The organism is Terrabacter aeriphilus (genome assembly GCF_039542985.1).
Lineage (GTDB): Bacteria > Actinomycetota > Actinomycetes > Actinomycetales > Dermatophilaceae > Terrabacter > Terrabacter aeriphilus.
In genome coordinates this window covers 189,439-205,342 of record NZ_BAABIW010000006.1, presented here as the reverse complement: position 1 = coordinate 205,342, position 15,904 = coordinate 189,439, and the positions used below count along the sequence as shown (strand labels likewise).

The following is a 15,904-nucleotide window of genomic DNA, read 5'->3' as shown; positions in this document are numbered from 1 at the left end:
GGCTGGAGGTGGACGAAAGGAGGTGAAGACGATGTCACAGCTCCTTGAGAAGCAATCGGTGCGGAGCGAGCGTCTTCCGAGGCTGTTCCGCAGCCGCACGGTGGACTACACGCTCCTGGTGGTCGGCGTCCTGGTCGCCGCCTTCGGTGCCTGGACCTACCTGGTGCCGGCCGGCTGGGTCCTCGCGGGCCTGAGCGCGGCCTGGTACCTCGGCAGCTGGATCGCCGGCGGTGTGCTGCTCACCGCAGGCTTCGGTCTGCTCGGTGCCAGCGTGCGTGACCGGTCCGGCTACTGGACCGCCGGCGCCGTGACGAGCCTGCTGCTCGCCACGCTGGCGCTGGCCGGCGCGGTGACCGCTGCGGTGCTGCTCATCACCTGAGCGCCCGCGGGTCGACCCGGGCGGGTCGAGGTGGTGTCGCCTCGACCCGCTGGCGTGCCCGGGGGCCGGCTCGCCCTCGGTGCCCTCAGCCGGCGTGGAAGGCGGCGATCCGGTCGATGGCCTCGGCGACCGCCGTCGGGCCCGCCGCGAAGCTGAGCCGCACCGACCGGCCTCCCGACCGGTCGTCGAAGTCGCCGCCCGGCGTGATGGCGACGCCCGCCTCCTCGAGCAGGGCGCTCGCGTATGCCGCCGACGACCCCCAGCGCTCGAGCCGGGGCCCGAGGTCGGCCCAGTAGTAGAACGCGCCGTCCGGCGGGGCCGACTCGCCCCACCCGAGCCGCTCACGCTGCTCGAGCAGCAGCGTCCGCGTGCGCGCGAACTCCGCGACGGCCTCGTCGCACGCGCGGTAGGACTCCTCCGCGAAGGCCGACACGGCGGCATACTGCGCCGGGGCGGGCGGGCACAGCGCGACGTTGCCGGCGAGCGCGTCGACGGCGCGCACGAGGTCGGCGGGCAGCAGCATCCAGCCGAGGCGCCAGCCGGTCATGCCCCAGTACTTGCTGAACGAGGAGAGCACGACGGCACTGTCGTCGCTCTCCCAGGCGCACACGCCGCGGGGGTCGGCGGCGCCGGGCTCCGGGTAGGTGACGCCGTGGTAGATCTCGTCGCTGACGAGCCGCACGCCGTTGGCGGCGCACCAGGCCGTGATCGCCGCGAGCTCCGCGCGGTCGACCATCGTGCCGGTCGGGTTCGCCGGAGAGGCGAGCACGAGCCCCGCGAGGGGACCACCCTCCAGCGCGGCGTCGAGGAGCTCCGGGGTCGGCTGGTAACGGGTCTCGGGCCCGCAGTCGACCTCGACGACCTCGCAGCCGAGCGACGAGAGGATGTTGCGGTAGGCGGGGTAGCCGGGGCGCGCGAGCGCCACGCGGTCACCGGCCTCGAACGCGGCGAGGAAGGCGAGCACGAAGCCGCCCGACGAACCGGTCGTCACCGCGACGCGGGCCGGGTCGACGTCGAGGCCGTACCACCGCCCGTAGTGGGCCGCGATCTCGGCGCGCAGCTCGCGGATGCCGAGCGCGGAGGTGTAGGTGAGGGCGCGCCCCGAGCCGTGCAGCCGTGCGGCCGCCTCGGAGACGAGCTGCGGCGCGCCGCCGGACGGCTCCCCCGCGCAGAGCGAGACGACGTCGCGCCCCTCGCTCCGCAGCACGGCGACGCGGTCGAGCACGTCCATGACCTGGAAGGGCGGCACCTGCGAGCGTCGCGACGGGGAGAGCGGGCGGCGGGCGGAGGTCACCCGGCCAGTCTCGCGCACCGGGCCCGCGCTCGCGTCGCGAGGTACGGTGGCGCGACCCCGTCGCCCGACCGGGAGCACGACCCGCGACCGAGGAGCCCACGGTGCGACAGACCCGTCCGACCGGCCCTGCCGACGGCGAGCTCGTCGGCGTCTACCACGCGGAGGGCAGCCTCCTCGGGGAGCTGCGGTACGCCTACGGCCGCCTCCGCGGCACCGCGCACTGCGCGCTCTGCGACATCACGCACGCCACGGTGCGGCGCAAGCCGGAGTGGGACGCCCTCGTCGGCCGCCTCGAGCGGCCCGTCCGGCTCGTGCACCTCGACGAGATGGACGACGAGGTGACCGCGGCGGTGTCCGCGTCCGGCTCGCCCGTCGTCCTCGTGCGTCGCGGCGGCACCCTCGTGCCGGCGCTCGGCCCGTCCGCCCTCGACGACGTGGCCGGCTCGGTCGCCGCCTTCGAGGCCGCGCTCCGGCAGGCCCTGGCCGACCTCGACACGTGAAACACGGCGTTCACGCGACGTCGATACCCTGCTGCACATGACGATCGCGCACCACGCAGACGCCTCCACCCTGACCGACAAGGAGGTGCTGACGTGGGACGGCTTCGGCGACGCGGTCCGCGAGCTCGCGACGCTCGTCGCCGACTCGAGCTTCCGCCCCGAGATCCTCGTCGCCGTGGCGCGCGGCGGCCTCATCCCCGGCGGTGGCCTCTCCTATGCCCTCGGCGTCAAGCTCACGGATGCCATCAACGTCGAGTTCTACACCGACGTGGAGCAGACCCTGCCCGACCCGGTGCTGCTAGCCCCGCACCTCGACACCGAGAGCATCAAGGGCCGCCGGATCCTCGTCGTCGACGACGTCGCCGACTCGGGCCGCACCCTCGCCCTCGTGCTCGACCTGCTCCAGCAGCACGGCGCCGAGGCCCGCAGCGCCGTGCTCTACGGCAAGCCGCGCTCGATCGTCAGCCCCGACTACGTGTGGCGCGAGACCGACCGGTGGATCGTCTTCCCGTGGTCGGCGCAGCCGCCCGTCTCGGGCGCCCAGGTCACTCCCACCGAGGGCTGACTCCGAGGACCGACGCCCGCGGCCGGGGCGCTCGCGCGCCGCAGCGTCCAGCGGACGGACGTATGGTGCGAGACATGGACCTCGGACTGCACATCAGCAACTTCACGTGGAGCGGCGGCTCCGCCACCTTCGTCGACGACCTCCGGCGCACCGCGAAGACCGCCGAGGACGTCGGCTTCACCAAGCTCTCCGTCATGGACCACGTGTGGCAGATCGGCATGATCGGCCCACCCGAGCACGAGATGCTCGAGGCCTACACGACGCTCGGCTACCTCGCGGCCGTCACCGAGCGGGTGCAGCTGCTCGCCTGGGTCACGGCGGCCGTCTACCGCGAGCCCGGCCTGCTCGCCAAGGAGGTCACCACCCTCGACGTGCTCTCCGGGGGCCGTGCCATGCTCGGCATCGGGGCGGCCTGGAACGAGGAGGAGTCGGTCGGCCTCGGCCTGCCGTTCCCGTCCACCGCCGAGCGCTTCGAGCGCCTGGAGGAGACGCTGCAGATCTGCCTGCAGATGTGGAGCGACGACGACGGGCCGTATGCCGGCACGCACTACCAGCTCGGCCGCACCCTGAACTCGCCGCAGTCGGTCCAGCGCCCGCACCCGCCGATCCTCATCGGTGGCGGCGGCGAGAAGAAGACGCTGCGGATGGTTGCGCAGTACGCGCAGGCGTGCAACCTCTTCGACAGCCCCGATCTCGCGCACAAGCTCGACGTGCTGCGCGGCCACTGCGAGGCCGTCGGCCGCGACTACGACGAGATCGAGAAGACCGTCATGGGGCGCCTCGACCCGGGCCCCGACGGCGCGAACGTCGACGCGACCCTGGAGCACCTGCGCGAGCTCGCCGCCCTCGGCGTGACGCACCTGCAGACCGGCGTCGCCGACGGGTCGAGCACCGACTGGCTCGAGCTCGTCGGCGAGCGGATCATCCCGGAGGCCGCCAGGCTCTGACGCACCGGCCTGTGGCGCGAGGCCCCCGCGTCACAGGTCAGCTGAGGATGTCGGAGCGCCGGAACCGACGGTAGGCGAGCATCGTGAACGCCACGGCCCAGACGAGGGCCCAGAGCGCGCCGTGCAGCATGTCGGTCCAGTCGGGGCTCACCGCGAGCGCGTCCTGCCAGGCCCGCGAGTAGTGCCCGGGGAAGGCGTTGCGGTACGGGTCGAGCGCGTCGAGCTGGTCGAGGATGCCGAGCAGGATGCTGACGAGCACCGCCCCGCCGACCGCGGCCAGCGGCGCGTCGGAGCGGGTGCCGATCCAGAAGGCGATGGCCGCGATGGGCAGGAGCGTCACGAAGATGTAGCCCATCGCGAGGGCGAGCCGCGGCAGGAACTGCGCCCACGTGAGGTTCTCGCCGAGCGGGTTCGTCAGCGGGTCCCAGCCGTAGGCGATGCCGCCGACGAGCAGCCCCCACGCCGGCAGCAGGACGGTCGCGAGCAGCGTCGAGGCGATGCCGACGACGAGCTTGCTCGTCAGCAGCCGTGCCCGCCGCACCGGGGCCACGAGCAGGTAGCGCAGCGACGACCACGACGCCTCGGCCGGCACGGCGTCGCCGCAGAAGAGCGCGGCGAGCAGCACGAGGAGCAGCTCGCTCGCGAGGAAGACGAGCACGAGGCTGAAGTTCGCGGCGCCGCTCTGGGCGAGGTCGAAGATCCGGGTGGACGCTCCCCCGCGGCCGTTGTTCGACCGCTCGCCGAAGGCGAAGGCGCCGACGAGGACGAGCGGCAGCGCGAGCAGCAGGCCGAAGGCCCACGTCGTGCGCCGGCGGCCCCACTGGCGGCGGACCTCGGAGCGCCACGAGAGCGGGTCGCGCACCTGGTGCAGGACGGTGTCGCCCGCGCCCGCGGGCTCGATGACGTCGAGCAGCGCCTCGCCGGGCGCGGGCCCGTCGGCGGGAGTGTGGTTCGTCGGGGTCTGGCTCATCGGGCGCGCACCTGCCTCAGTCGTTCGACGAGCGAGCTGCCGTCGTCGCCCGGCTCACCCGGGGCACCGCCGCCGGACGCCGAGGAGATGACCCCGAGGAAGACCTCCTCGAGGTGGCGTCGGCTGCTGACGCCCACGACGGGCAGGCCGGCGGCGACGGCCGCCGCCACGACCTCGGCGCGACCGCGGTCGTGCGTCACGACGACGCGGGTCGGGGTGTCGACGCGCACCTCCGTGATGCCGTCGGCGGCCTCGAGCGCGTGCACGCCGGCCGCGACGACGGCGGGCTCGGTGTGCTCGGGCAGGTCGAGGATCGTCATGTCGTCGCTGTCGACGAGCTCGGCGACGGGGCCTGCGGTGATGACGCGTCCGGCGTGCATGACGACGACGTGGGTGCACGTCATCTCGACCTCGGCGAGCAGGTGGCTCGACACGACGACGGTGCGGCCGGTCTCGGCGTAGCGGCGCAGGATCGGGCGCATGGCCGCGATCTGCGGCGGGTCGAGGCCGTTCGTCGGCTCGTCGAGGATGAGCAGCTCGGGCAGCCCGAGCATCGCCTGCGCGATGCCGAGCCGCTGGCGCATGCCCTGGCTGTAGGACTTGACCGGGCGGTCGACGGCGCCGCCCAGCGCCGCGACGTCGAGCGCCTCGTCGAAGTGGGCGTCCTCGGGCGAGCGGCCCGTGGCGGACCAGTAGGCCTCGAGGTTCTGGCGGCCGGTGAGGTGCGGCAGGAAGCCCGGTCCCTCGATGAGGGCGCCGACCCGCGCGAGCACCGACGACCCGGCCGACACCGGCTCGCCCAGCACGTGCACGGTGCCCGAGTCGGAGGAGATGAGGCCCATGACCATGCGCATCGTCGTCGTCTTGCCGGCGCCGTTGGGGCCGAGCAGCCCGACGACCTGGCCCTTCTCGGCCCGCCAGGTGACGTCGTCGACGGCCCGGTGCCCGTCGGCATACGTCTTGACGAGGCCCTCGACGACGAGGGGAACGTCGGCGAGGTCGGGCCGCGACGGCAGGTGCCGGCGACGCCGGCGGCGCACGAGGGCGCCGACGAGCGCTGCGAGGAGCAGCAGCACGAGGGCTCCGGCAGCGAGCAGCGTCTCGACGTCGAGCCCCGCGGCCACGGCGCCGCCCGACACGGCCGTGCCGACCGCGACCGGCAGCGTGAGCGCCGACGCGTCGGAGATGCGGATGCCGCTCGGCACGCGTGAGTTGGAGTACGTCGACTCGGTGCTCGTCAGCAGCACGCGCCAGCGGGTGCCGGCCGGCAGGTCGTAGACGGCGCCCGGCAACGAGATCGTCACCGGCGTGGGCCGTCCGGGCGTCACGGCGACGCGGACCGGTGCGACGAGCGGGTTGGTCAGCGTCACCGAGCCACCGGTGACGCGCCAGACGGACGCGAAGAGCGTCGCGTCCTGCGTGTCGGAGGTGACGGTGAGGCGCAGCGTCGGCGACCCGACGACGGTCGCCGCCTCGCCGATCGGCTGGGTGTCGAGCGCCGCGGACTGCCCCGGCAGGGCGGCGATCTGGTACGTCGACAGGCTGATGCCGAGGGCGGCGAGCCCGGGCACCGCGATGAGCGACGCGGGCTGGCCGCCGGGCGGGTGCACGAGCGAGCCGGAGGTCGTCGACAGAGGTAGCGAGCGCGTCTGCAGGGTCGCCCCCGACAGGCCCGGGTATGCCGGCAGCGTGTGCAGCGTCGTCGGCTGACCCGGGCGCGTGGCGGGCGTGCCGTAGGTGAAGGCCGCCGTCGGCAGCGCGGACCCCCCGCTCCCGGCCGGGCCCTTGTCGCGCACGAAGTGGTCGAGCCACGCGTACGAGGCGTCGAGCTCCTCGGCCTCGTGGGTGCTCGGGGCGTCGTGGCCCCCGTCGCTCCACCGGACGGCATACGGCACGTCGTTGGCGGCGAGCGCGGACGCGTTGGCATCGGCCTGGTCGAGGCCGAAGAGCGAGTCGCCGACGCCCTGCACGAGGAAGGTCGGGGCCGTGACGGCGTTCATCGTCGGCTTGGGGCTGTGCGCGCGGAGCAGCGTGGTCAGCTCGGCACTGGGCGAGCCGGTCTCCGAGGCCTGCACGAAGAGCCGGCAGATCGTCGGGTCGAAGCGGCCGCAGCGGGCCGCGTCGGCGCCACCGCCCGCGCTCCCCCCGCGCAGCGCGGAGAGGAAGAAGTTCGTGGCCCACACCTGCTTGAACGGGCCGGGCGTCGCGACGGGTGCGCGGCCGGCCGCGGTGGTGGGCGGCGCCGTGACGGCCGCCTGCGGGAAGAACGCGTCGGCGAGGTCGTTCCACGTGATGGCGGAGACGACGCCGTCGACGCGGCGGTCGGCGCCGGCGAGCATGAGCCCGAGCGCGCCGCCGTACGACGCGCCCATGACGCCCGCGCGCGGGTCGCCGGCCGCGTCGAGCTCGACGTCGGACCGCTTCGCGGCGAGGTCGAGCAGCGCTCGGGCGTCGGCGATCTCGTAGGCCGGGTCGTTGAGGTGGATGCGGCCGCCGGACCTCCCGTGACCGCGCGCACTCCACGTGATGACGACGTAGCCGCGGTCGTGCAGCTCGGCGGCCTGCGTCGCCATCGAGTCCTTGGTGCCGCCGAAGCCGTGCGCGAGCAGGACGACGGGGTGCGTGCCGCTCGCCTGCGGCCAGACGGAGACGTCGAGCCGTACGGCGGTGCCGTCGGGCTCGGGGCCGACCGGCACCGAGGTGACCTCCGGCGTGGCCGCGTCGGCGGCAGGCGCGGCGACCGGCCCGGCAGGCAGGACGGCCGGGTGCGCGGGCGCCGCGACGGCGGCGGGCGCGGGCGCCACCGCGAGGCTCGTGCCGACGACGAGCGCGGCGAGGAGGGGGGCCCGGACCGACATGCCCACATCACATCACGGCGAGGTGGTTGAACCGTCAGCGACTGTCCAGCGTTGGACGGCGCTCAGTCCCGTGAGAGGCGCTGCTCCAGCACATAGGCGACGACGATGCACACGACGAGCACCATCCCCGGGGGCAGGAACCGTGCGGCGCCCTCGAGCCGGAGCCAGGCATACGGGGCGACGGTGAACTCGAAGAGGGAGAGGTCGAGCACGTAGCGCACGATCGGCAGCACCCCGAAGACGAGCCCGACGGCGCCGACGAGGTTGATGACGAAGCGGGTGCGCGCCCCGGGGTCGGGCTGCTGCGGCGTCACCACCTCAGGCCTCCCCGTCGATGAGGTGCGCCTGCCCGAAGAGGGCGGCCGTCTCGCGCGCCGTCGGTGAGCCCGCGTCGAGGTCGGCGCCGGCGGCGACGAGCGCCCGCACGACCTCGTCCTCGCCCTTGAACATCGCCCCGGCCACGGGCGACTGGTCGCGGTCGTTGCGCCGGTCGACGTCGGCGCCGCGGCCCACGAGGCACGCGACCGTGTCGAGGTGGCCGTGGTAGGCGGCGAGCATGAGCAGCGTGTTGCCGGCGTGGTCCTGCAGGTCGAGCGGCAGCCCGTGGTCGAGGAACGACACGAGGTCGTCGGTGCGGCCCTCACGCGCCATGTCCATGGCCACCGCGACGATCTGCTCCTGCTGCTCCGGGGTCAGCGGCGACTCGCTCATGCCCCAACCCTAGGGCGCGTCCGACGGGCGCCGGTTTCGCGGTCGCACCCGGAGCGTGTTGGATGAGGGCCATGGCCACGACCCTTCTCGGAGACACCACCGTGCTCACCGTCGGCGAGCTGCCGGCCGTGGGCTCGCCCGCACCGGCGTTCACCCTGACCGGCGCCGACCTGCGCGACGACGTCACGCTGTCCACCGGCACGCGCACCGTGCTCAACATCTTTCCCAGCGTCGACACCGGCGTCTGCGCTGCGAGCGTGCGCAGGTTCAACGAGCTCGCGGCCGGCCTCGAGAACGCGACCGTCGTCTGCGTCTCGGCCGACCTGCCCTTCGCGCTGGGCCGCTTCTGCGGTGCCGAGGGCATCGAGGACGTCGTCACGGCGTCCTCGTTCCGCTCGAGCTTCGGCTACGACTACGGCGTGCGGATGGAGAACGGCGGCTTCGCCGGCCTGCTCGCTCGCGCGGTCGTCGTCATCGACGCCGACGGCACCGTGATCCACACCGAGCTCGTGCCGGCCATCGGCCAGGAGCCCGACTACGACGCAGCCGTCGCCGCCCTGGGCTGAGCCGGACCCGGCCCCCTCGCCCCGTCAGGGGGTGTCGTCGTCGACCCAGTCGAGGGTGCGCTGCACGGCCTTCTTCCAGGTGCGGAAGAGGCGCTCACGCTCCGGCTCCGCCAGCCGCGGGCTCCACCGACGGTCCTCGCCCCAGTTCTCGCGGATCTCGTCGGTGCCGGCCCAGTAGCCGACGGCGAGGCCCGCGGCGTAGGCCGCGCCCAGGGCGGTGGTCTCGGCCACGACCGGGCGCACGACGTCGACGCCGAGGATGTCGGCCTGGAACTGCATGAGGGTCTCGTTGACGACCATGCCGCCGTCGACGCGCAGCTCGGTCAGCGGCACGCCGGAGTCGGCGTTCATCGCCTCGAGCACCTCACGGGTCTGAAACGCCGTGGCCTCCAGGGCCGCCCGGGCGATGTGGCCCTTGTTGACGAAGCGCGTCAGCCCGACGAGGGCCCCGCGCGCGTCGGGGCGCCAGTGCGGCGCGAAGAGGCCGGAGAAGGCGGGCACGAAGTAGGCGCCGCCGTTGTCGTCGACGCTCGCGGCGAGCGCCTCGATCTCCTTGGCGTCGTGGATGAGGCCGAGGTTGTCGCGCAGCCACTGCACGAGCGAGCCGGTCACGGCGATCGACCCCTCGAGCGCGTAGACCGGCTTGGCGTCGCCCAGCTGGTAGCAGACGGTCGTCAGCAGGCCGTTCGCCGAGGCGACGATCTCCTCACCGGTGTTGAGCAGCATGAAGTTGCCGGTGCCGTAGGTGTTCTTCGCCGTGCCGACGTCGAGGCAGGCCTGGCCGAAGGTGGCGGCCTGCTGGTCGCCGAGGACGCCCGCGGCGGGCACGTCGATGAGGATGCCGGGCTTGCACGTGCCGTAGACCTCGGAGGACGAGCGGATCTCCGGGAGCATCGCGAGCGGGATGCCGATGGCCGCGGCGGCGTCCGCGTCCCAGTCGAGGGTGCGCAGGTCCATGAGCAGGGTGCGCGAGGCGTTCGTGACGTCGGTGACGTGCATGCCCCCGTCGGCCGCGCCGCCGGTGAGGTTCCAGAGCAGCCAGGTGTCCATCGTGCCGAAGAGCAGCTCACCGGCCTCGGCCCGCTCGCGCGCGCCCTCGACGTGGTCGAGGATCCAGCGGGCCTTGGGGCCGGCGAAGTACGTCGCGAGGGGCAGGCCGGTCACGTCCTTGAACCGGTCGGTGCCGCCGTCGCGGGCCAGCTCGTCGCAGATCGCCTGCGTGCGGGTGTCCTGCCACACGATCGCGTGGTGGACCGGGGTGCCCGTGGCACGGTCCCAGACCACGGTGGTCTCGCGCTGGTTCGTGATGCCGACGGCGGCCACGTGGGTGGCGTTGAGGTTCGCCTTGCCGAGGGCCCCGCCGACGACGAGGCGGGTGTTCTCCCAGATCTCCATCGCGTCGTGCTCGACCCAGCCCGCGCGGGGGAAGATCTGCTGGTGCTCCTGCTGGTCGACGGCCACGACCCGGCCGCTCCGGTCGAAGACCATGGCCCGGGTGCTCGTCGTCCCCTGGTCGATCGCCACGACATGGCTGCGCTGCTGCGTCGGCATGACGAGACCGTACTCGCAAGCCCTCGTGACGGCCTACAGTCGAGGGCATGGCGAGCCGACGCGTCGGGTGCGGCCGAGCCCTCGCGGCAGGGGTGGCGGCGGCCCTGCTGTGCGTGGGCGCCGGCCCGCCGTCCGCGCAGGCGGCGAGCGGAGCCCGTGCCGCCGTCAGCACCGCAATCAGTACCGCCATCGGCAACGGCACCATCGGCGCCATCGGCGCGGTCGCGGTCGCGGCCGTCACGCCGATGCTGGCGCGCCTCGAGGCGGCGGCCGGGTCGGTCGTGGCCTCGCGGCTCGAGCCCGGCGGGCGACCCACCGAGGGTCGCACGGACTGGACGCCACCCAAGGACCTCCGGGTGCCGTCGCTGCCCCCGACCCCGGGCACCGCGGGCGGTCGGGAGCTGACGAAGTACGAGGTCGTCGGCAACGCGTACGCCGCCGCCGTCACCCGGCTGAGCGCCCGGTGCCACCTGCCGTACATGCTCCTCGCCGCCGTCAACGAGGTCGAGTCGAGCTCGCTGCGCGGCCGGATCCTCGATGCCCGGCACCGCGTCGTGCCACCCGTCATCGGCCCGGCCCTGTCGGGCGGCCGCTTCGCCGCGATCCGCGACACCGACGCCGGCCGGCTCGACGGCGACCCCGTCTGGGACCGGGCGGTCGGGCCGATGCAGTTCATCCCGTCGACGTGGCGGATCTGGGGCGCCGACGGCAACGGCGACGGCGTCGCCGACCCGCAGAACGTCGAGGACGCCGTGCTCGCGGCCGGCCGCTACCTCTGCGCGGGCGGGCGCGACCTGTCGCGCCGCGCCGACATGGAGGCGGCGATCCTGTCCTACAACCACTCCCGGCGCTACCTCGACACGGTGCTCGGCCTCTACGACGCCGTCAACGCCGGGCTCGTCGCCGGCCCCTGACGCCCTCCGGGCACCGGCGCGGGCTGCCCTAGCCTTGCGCGGTGACGATCGACGAGCTCCGCGCCCAGCTCCGCACGCCGGAGGGCTTCGCCGCCCGCGTGCGCCCGCCGCACGGGCTGCGCACCACCGGCATCGTCCTGACCGGGGGCGTCCTCGCCCTCGGCGGCATCCCCCTCGTCGTCGGGCGGCAGTGGGAGGCCTGGCCCGGGCTGCTGCTCCTCGTCGCCGGCGGCCTGCTCGTCGTGCTCGCCGGGCTGGCCCGCGAGCGGCTCCTCGCACGCGCGCTCCACGAGGCCTACCTCGACCGGGGCTGGGTCACCGTGCAGGCTCCGACCGGTCTCGTGCGTGGCGACTCCGGCGAGAGCTCGACCGTGCGCCGTGACGCGACCCTGACGCCGGAGCCCCGAGCCGACGAGGTGGACGCCGCCCTGCCCATCGTCCTCGTCGGCGCCCGGGACACCCCGGTCGAGGTCGTGGCCGCCGACGCTCGGTCGCTGCGCGAGCGGGTGCGCACCATGGAGCACGACCGGCTGCAGGACCTGTGCCACCGCGCGGTCGCCCGGGTGGGCGACGACGCCGACCGCGCTACCACGCCGTCGGGTCGTCCGACTCGGCTGGCTAGAGTGGGCACTCTCGGCAGCGACGTGAAGGGGAAGCGATGACCAGCCCAGTGCGCCTCGACGAGGACTACCGGAAGCGGGCGTGGAAGCGCCTGTCCACCAAGCACTTCGACGTGCTCGTCGTCGGCGGCGGCGTGACGGGCGGCGGGGTGGCCCTCGACGCGGCCACCCGTGGGCTCTCGACGGCCCTCGTGGAGCAGCGCGACTTCGGCTCGGGCACGTCGTCGCGCTCGTCGAAGCTCTTCCACGGCGGCCTGCGCTACCTCGAGCAGATGAACTTCGACCTCGTGCGCGAGGCGCTCAAGGAGCGCGAGCTCATGCTGAGCCGCATCGCCCCGCACCTCGTCAAGCCGGTGTCGTTCCTCTACCCGCTCACCAACCGCGGCTGGGAGCGCCCCTACGTCACGGCCGGCCTCACCCTCTACGACTCGATGGGCGGCGCACGCTCGGTGCCCCGGCACAAGCAGCTGACCCGCACCGGCGCGCTCAAGCTCGCTCCGGCCCTGCGGCGCGACGCCCTGACCGGCGGGCTGCTCTACTACGACGCCCAGGCCGACGACGCCCGGCACACCCTGACGACGGTGCGCACGGCCGCCGCCTACGGCGCGACCGTCGTCGCGTCCGCCCGCGTCGTCGAGCTGCTCCGGGCCGGCGAGCGCGTCGTCGGCGCCCTCGTCGAGGACGTCGAGACGGGTGAGCGCACCGAGGTGCGGGCCTCCGTCGTCATCAACTGCACCGGTGTGTGGACCGACGACATCCAGACGATGGCGGGTGGCCGGGGCCGCTTCCACGTGCGCGCGAGCAAGGGCGTGCACATCGTCGTGGCCCGCGACCGGATCAACTCCGAGACCGGCCTCATCCTGCGCACCGAGAAGTCGGTCCTCTTCGTCATCCCGTGGGGCACCCACTGGATCATCGGCACGACCGACACCGACTGGGAGCTCGACCGCGCCCACCCCGCCGCGACCCGCGCCGACATCGACTACATCCTCGAGCACATCAACACCGTGCTCAAGGTGCCGCTGACGCACGACGACATCCAGGGCGTGTACGCCGGCCTGCGCCCCCTGCTCTCCGGAGAGAGCGAGGACACGAGCCAGCTCTCCCGTGAGCACGCGGTCGCGCGCCCCCAGCCCGGGCTCATCTCGATCGCGGGCGGCAAGTACACGACGTACCGCGTCATGGCGGCCGACGCCGTCGACGCGGCCCGGGAGGACGTCGGCGGCGACGTATCCGACAGCGTCACCGAGTTCATCCCGCTCTCGGGCGCCGAGGGCTACGTCGCGCTCGTCAACCAGATCGACCGCCTCGCGCGGCACCAGGACCTGCCGGTCTGGCGGATCACGCACCTGCTCGAGCGCTACGGTTCGCTCGTGCACGAGCTCTTCGCCCTCGCCGAGGACGACCGCTCGCTCTACGAGCCGCTCCCCGGCGCCGAGGAGTACCTCAAGGTCGAGGCGCTGTACGCCGCCACGCACGAGGGAGCGCTGCACCTCGACGACGTGCTCGCGCGCCGCACCCGCATCTCCATCGAGACCCCGAGCCGCGGCGTCGAGAGCGCCCGGGCCGCCGCCGAGATCGTCGCGCCGGCCCTCGGCTGGGACGAGGCGCGCGTCGAGGCCGAGGTGGCCGGCTACGTCGCCCGCGTCGAGGCCGAGCTCGAGTCGCAGAAGGAGCTCGCCGACTCCGAGGCGAACGCCGAGCGGCTGAGCGCCCCCGACGCGCGGCGCATCCCCGTGAGCCGCGCGACCGAGCTGTCCTGAACCCTCGGCCCGCGTGCGGCGCGGGCCGAGGTTCGACAGGAGCCCCGCAGCGGCCGATCCGTTCCTACACTGGCCAGATGACGAGGCGGCGCCCCGCACGCCCAGCACTCCCCGCGCAGTCCGGTGTGCGCGCACTCGTCGTCGCCCTCACCGTCGCGGCGCTCGCGGTGCTCACGGCCTGCGGCACCCCGAACCCGACCGCCCAGGCGCGGCTCGAGGCGCACGGCACGGGCCACGCCGGCACGCAGGAGCCCACCCCGCCGGCCCACTCCGCCGCACCTGCCACGCCCACCGCGCCCACCGCACTGCGCCGCGGCGAGTCGGTGCGCACCGTGACGACCCGCGCCGCCTACACCCCGAAGGCGCCGACGACCGGCACCGACGACTACCACTGCTTCGTGCTCGACCCGGCCGTCACGCGCGACGCCTTCGTCACCGGCTTCGACATCGCGCCCGGTCAGCCCGCCGAGGTGCACCACGTGATCCTCTTCCGGGTGCCGGCCGCCGACGCGGCCCGTGCGCGCGCCAGGGACGCGGAGAGCGGCGGCACGGGCTGGACCTGCTTCGGCGGAGCCGGCCTCGGCGCGGGCGGGGGCCTCGACGACGCGCCGTGGGTCGGGGCGTGGGCACCGGGCGGCCGCGAGAACGTGCTGCCCGCCGACGTCGGCATCCCGGTGGAGAAGGGCTCGCTGCTCGTCATGCAGGTGCACTACAACCTGCGGCACGGCGTCGCGCCCGACCGCACCTCCGTACGGCTGCGGCTCTCGACCTCGGCCGGGCTGGCGCCGCTCGAGACGATGCTCTACCCCGCGCCCGTCGAGCTGCCCTGCCGCCCGGACCGCACCGGTCCGCTCTGCGACCGCGGGGCGGCGGTCGCGGACGTGTCGCAGCGCTTCGGCCCGATGTCGTCGCGCATCGTCAACGGCCTGCTGCTCGTCTGCGACGGCACCCTCCTCCCGGCCCCCGGACCCACCCAGTCGTGCACGCGCAGGGTCGAGCAGGCCGCGACGATCCGGGCCGCGGCCGGGCACATGCACCTGCTCGGCTCGTCGCTGCGGATCGAGCTCGACCCGGGCACCGCCCGCGCCCGCACGCTGCTCGAGATCCCCGTCTGGAACTTCGACGACCAGGGCGCCGTCCCCGTCCCCGCCACCCGCATCCGGCCCGGCGACACGATCCGGGTGACGTGCACGCACGACCAGTCCTGGCGCGACCGGCTGCCCGACCTGCAGGGCCTTCCCGAGCGCTACGTCGTCTGGGGCGAGGGCACGACCGACGAGATGTGCCTCGGACTCCTCAGCGTGACGCGGCCCTGACGCCGGACGGGTCGCGTCGGTGGGGCACACTGACGCCGTGGGAACTGACGTCCTCGTCGTCGGCGGAGCCGGCGTCGACACCATCGTGCGCGTCGCCGCGCTGCCCGTGCCCCTCGCCGACTCGCACGTCGTGCCGCCCATCGAGCTCATGGTGGGTCACACCGGCAGCGGGGTCGCGCTCGGGTGCCACCGCCTCGGGCTCGCGGTGCGCTTCGTCGACGTCATCGGCGACGACCACGAGGGCCGGCTCCTCCTCGACCGGTTCACGGCCGAGGGCCTCCCCTTCGACCACGTCGTGCACGCGAGCGGCACGCGCCGCGCGGTGAACCTCGTCGACGAGGCGGGCACGCGGATGTCGTTCTACGACCCGCGCCACCCCGACGACCTCGCACCCGACCCCGCCCTGTGGCGCGGCATCCTCGCCGGGGGCACCCGGCACGTCCACGCGTCGATCATGCCGTGGACCGTGCGCGCCCTGGAGGACGCGGCGGCGGCGGGTGCCACGACCTCGACCGACCTGCACGACTGGGACGGCCACAACCCGCACCACGTGCCCTTCGCGCGTGCCGCCGACATCGTCTTCGTCTCCGGCTCGCGGCTGCAGGGCATGGAGGACGCGGTCGTCGCCGACGTGCTCGACCGGGGGCGGGCCCGGCTCGTCGTCGTCATGGACGGCGCCCGGGGCAGCCGCGTCACGGTGCGCGACGGCGGCGCCTTCGCCGTGCGCGCCGTCGAGCTCGACGACCGACCCGTCGTGGACTCGAACGGCGCGGGCGACGCCTACGTGTCGGCGTTCCTGCAGGCGTGGCTCGCCGGGGCCGACGCCCGGGAGGCCGCGCGCGCCGGTAGCGTCGCGGGCGCCTGGGCCTGCGGCACCGCCGGCACGCACACGAGCCTCATCGACCGCGACGAGCTCGCGCGCCAACTCGGCTGACGGCTCGGCTGACGGC

At 74.3% G+C, this 15,904-nt stretch carries 16 protein-coding genes; 10 read left to right on the top strand and 6 right to left on the bottom strand.

All coding sequences use genetic code 11. The annotated features are described in order from the left end of the window. Positions 1-22 precede the first annotated feature (22 nt). A complete protein-coding gene (locus tag ABD979_RS03200) occupies positions 23-379 on the top strand; it encodes a hypothetical protein (RefSeq protein ID WP_345505993.1) in 357 nt (118 codons plus the stop codon). 85 nt (positions 380-464) lie between these two features. Here ABD979_RS03200 and ABD979_RS03195 read toward each other — a convergent pair whose 3' ends face one another. Beyond that, positions 465-1,610 (bottom strand): aminotransferase class I/II-fold pyridoxal phosphate-dependent enzyme, encoded by a 1,146-nt coding sequence (locus tag ABD979_RS03195; protein ID WP_345506336.1) that lies wholly within the window; start codon positions 1,608-1,610, stop codon positions 465-467. A 164-nt stretch (positions 1,611-1,774) separates the two neighbouring features. Between ABD979_RS03195 and ABD979_RS03190 the strand changes: the two genes are divergently transcribed. From ABD979_RS03190 to ABD979_RS03180, 3 genes are all read left to right on the top strand, one after another. Beyond that, complete coding sequence (locus ABD979_RS03190) at positions 1,775-2,173, top strand: hypothetical protein (RefSeq protein WP_345505992.1); 399 nt, start codon at positions 1,775-1,777, stop codon at positions 2,171-2,173. 37 nt (positions 2,174-2,210) lie between these two features. Then, on the top strand, positions 2,211-2,738 hold the full coding sequence (locus tag ABD979_RS03185) for a phosphoribosyltransferase (RefSeq protein WP_345505991.1): 528 nt from the start codon (positions 2,211-2,213) through the stop codon (positions 2,736-2,738). A gap of 74 nt (positions 2,739-2,812) precedes the next feature. Then, positions 2,813-3,685: an LLM class F420-dependent oxidoreductase gene (locus ABD979_RS03180; protein ID WP_345505990.1), complete on the top strand. Its 873-nt coding sequence runs from the start codon at positions 2,813-2,815 to the stop codon at positions 3,683-3,685. A gap of 37 nt (positions 3,686-3,722) precedes the next feature. Here the strand turns inward: ABD979_RS03180 and ABD979_RS03175 are convergent, their stop codons facing one another. The 4 genes from ABD979_RS03175 to ABD979_RS03160 all read right to left on the bottom strand — a co-directional run bounded on the left by ABD979_RS03175 (position 3,723) and on the right by ABD979_RS03160 (position 8,224). Further along, on the bottom strand, positions 3,723-4,655 hold the full coding sequence (locus tag ABD979_RS03175; RefSeq protein WP_345505989.1) for an ABC transporter permease subunit: 933 nt from the start codon (positions 4,653-4,655) through the stop codon (positions 3,723-3,725). Then, positions 4,652-7,513: an alpha/beta fold hydrolase gene (locus ABD979_RS03170; protein ID WP_345505988.1), complete on the bottom strand. Its 2,862-nt coding sequence runs from the start codon at positions 7,511-7,513 to the stop codon at positions 4,652-4,654. The genes ABD979_RS03175 and ABD979_RS03170 overlap by 4 nt, the downstream gene beginning before the upstream one ends. Before the next feature lie 62 nt (positions 7,514-7,575). Further along, a complete protein-coding gene (locus ABD979_RS03165) occupies positions 7,576-7,827 on the bottom strand; it encodes a hypothetical protein (protein ID WP_345505987.1) in 252 nt (83 codons plus the stop codon). 4 nt (positions 7,828-7,831) lie between these two features. Beyond that, positions 7,832-8,224: an ankyrin repeat domain-containing protein gene (locus tag ABD979_RS03160; RefSeq protein WP_345505986.1), complete on the bottom strand. Its 393-nt coding sequence runs from the start codon at positions 8,222-8,224 to the stop codon at positions 7,832-7,834. 71 nt (positions 8,225-8,295) lie between these two features. Here ABD979_RS03160 and tpx point away from each other — a divergent pair, with 71 nt between their 5' ends. Next, complete coding sequence (tpx, locus tag ABD979_RS03155; RefSeq protein ID WP_345505984.1) at positions 8,296-8,790, top strand: thiol peroxidase; 495 nt, start codon at positions 8,296-8,298, stop codon at positions 8,788-8,790. A 24-nt stretch (positions 8,791-8,814) separates the two neighbouring features. Here tpx and glpK read toward each other — a convergent pair whose 3' ends face one another. Continuing rightward, a complete protein-coding gene (gene glpK, locus ABD979_RS03150; protein WP_345505983.1) occupies positions 8,815-10,341 on the bottom strand; it encodes a glycerol kinase GlpK in 1,527 nt (508 codons plus the stop codon). Positions 10,342-10,388: 47 nt separating this feature from the next. Between glpK and ABD979_RS03145 the strand changes: the two genes are divergently transcribed. The 5 genes from ABD979_RS03145 to ABD979_RS03125 all read left to right on the top strand — a co-directional run bounded on the left by ABD979_RS03145 (position 10,389) and on the right by ABD979_RS03125 (position 15,888). Next, positions 10,389-11,255, top strand: a complete 867-nt coding sequence (locus ABD979_RS03145; RefSeq protein WP_345505982.1) for a lytic transglycosylase domain-containing protein — start codon at positions 10,389-10,391, stop codon at positions 11,253-11,255. A gap of 41 nt (positions 11,256-11,296) precedes the next feature. Then, positions 11,297-11,917: a hypothetical protein gene (locus ABD979_RS03140; protein ID WP_345505980.1), complete on the top strand. Its 621-nt coding sequence runs from the start codon at positions 11,297-11,299 to the stop codon at positions 11,915-11,917. Then, complete coding sequence (locus ABD979_RS03135) at positions 11,914-13,638, top strand: glycerol-3-phosphate dehydrogenase/oxidase (RefSeq protein WP_345505979.1); 1,725 nt, start codon at positions 11,914-11,916, stop codon at positions 13,636-13,638. The genes ABD979_RS03140 and ABD979_RS03135 overlap by 4 nt, the downstream gene beginning before the upstream one ends. 77 nt (positions 13,639-13,715) lie before the next feature. Further along, positions 13,716-14,954 carry a hypothetical protein gene (locus ABD979_RS03130; protein ID WP_345505978.1) on the top strand — a complete coding sequence of 413 codons (1,239 nt, stop codon included), beginning with the start codon at positions 13,716-13,718 and terminating at the stop codon, positions 14,952-14,954. A 37-nt stretch (positions 14,955-14,991) separates the two neighbouring features. Beyond that, complete coding sequence (locus ABD979_RS03125) at positions 14,992-15,888, top strand: carbohydrate kinase family protein (RefSeq protein WP_345505977.1); 897 nt, start codon at positions 14,992-14,994, stop codon at positions 15,886-15,888. Positions 15,889-15,904 lie beyond the last annotated feature (16 nt).

Excerpts from the sequence above, each read along its gene's own strand:
- ABD979_RS03145 (WP_345505982.1), top strand. The coding sequence starts at position 10,389 with ATGGCGAGCCGACGCGTCGGGTGCGGCCGAGCCCTCGCGGCAGGGGTG.
- ABD979_RS03130 (WP_345505978.1), top strand. The coding sequence starts at position 13,716 with ATGACGAGGCGGCGCCCCGCACGCCCAGCACTCCCCGCGCAGTCCGGT.
- glpK (WP_345505983.1), bottom strand. The coding sequence starts at position 10,341 with ATGCCGACGCAGCAGCGCAGCCATGTCGTGGCGATCGACCAGGGGACG.
- ABD979_RS03185 (WP_345505991.1), top strand. The coding sequence starts at position 2,211 with ATGACGATCGCGCACCACGCAGACGCCTCCACCCTGACCGACAAGGAG.
- ABD979_RS03195 (WP_345506336.1), bottom strand. The coding sequence starts at position 1,610 with ATGGACGTGCTCGACCGCGTCGCCGTGCTGCGGAGCGAGGGGCGCGAC.
- tpx (WP_345505984.1), top strand. The coding sequence starts at position 8,296 with ATGGCCACGACCCTTCTCGGAGACACCACCGTGCTCACCGTCGGCGAG.
- ABD979_RS03175 (WP_345505989.1), bottom strand. The coding sequence starts at position 4,655 with ATGAGCCAGACCCCGACGAACCACACTCCCGCCGACGGGCCCGCGCCC.
- ABD979_RS03160 (WP_345505986.1), bottom strand. The coding sequence starts at position 8,224 with ATGAGCGAGTCGCCGCTGACCCCGGAGCAGCAGGAGCAGATCGTCGCG.
- ABD979_RS03135 (WP_345505979.1), top strand. The coding sequence starts at position 11,914 with ATGACCAGCCCAGTGCGCCTCGACGAGGACTACCGGAAGCGGGCGTGG.
- ABD979_RS03170 (WP_345505988.1), bottom strand. The coding sequence starts at position 7,513 with ATGTCGGTCCGGGCCCCCCTCCTCGCCGCGCTCGTCGTCGGCACGAGC.
- ABD979_RS03180 (WP_345505990.1), top strand. The coding sequence starts at position 2,813 with ATGGACCTCGGACTGCACATCAGCAACTTCACGTGGAGCGGCGGCTCC.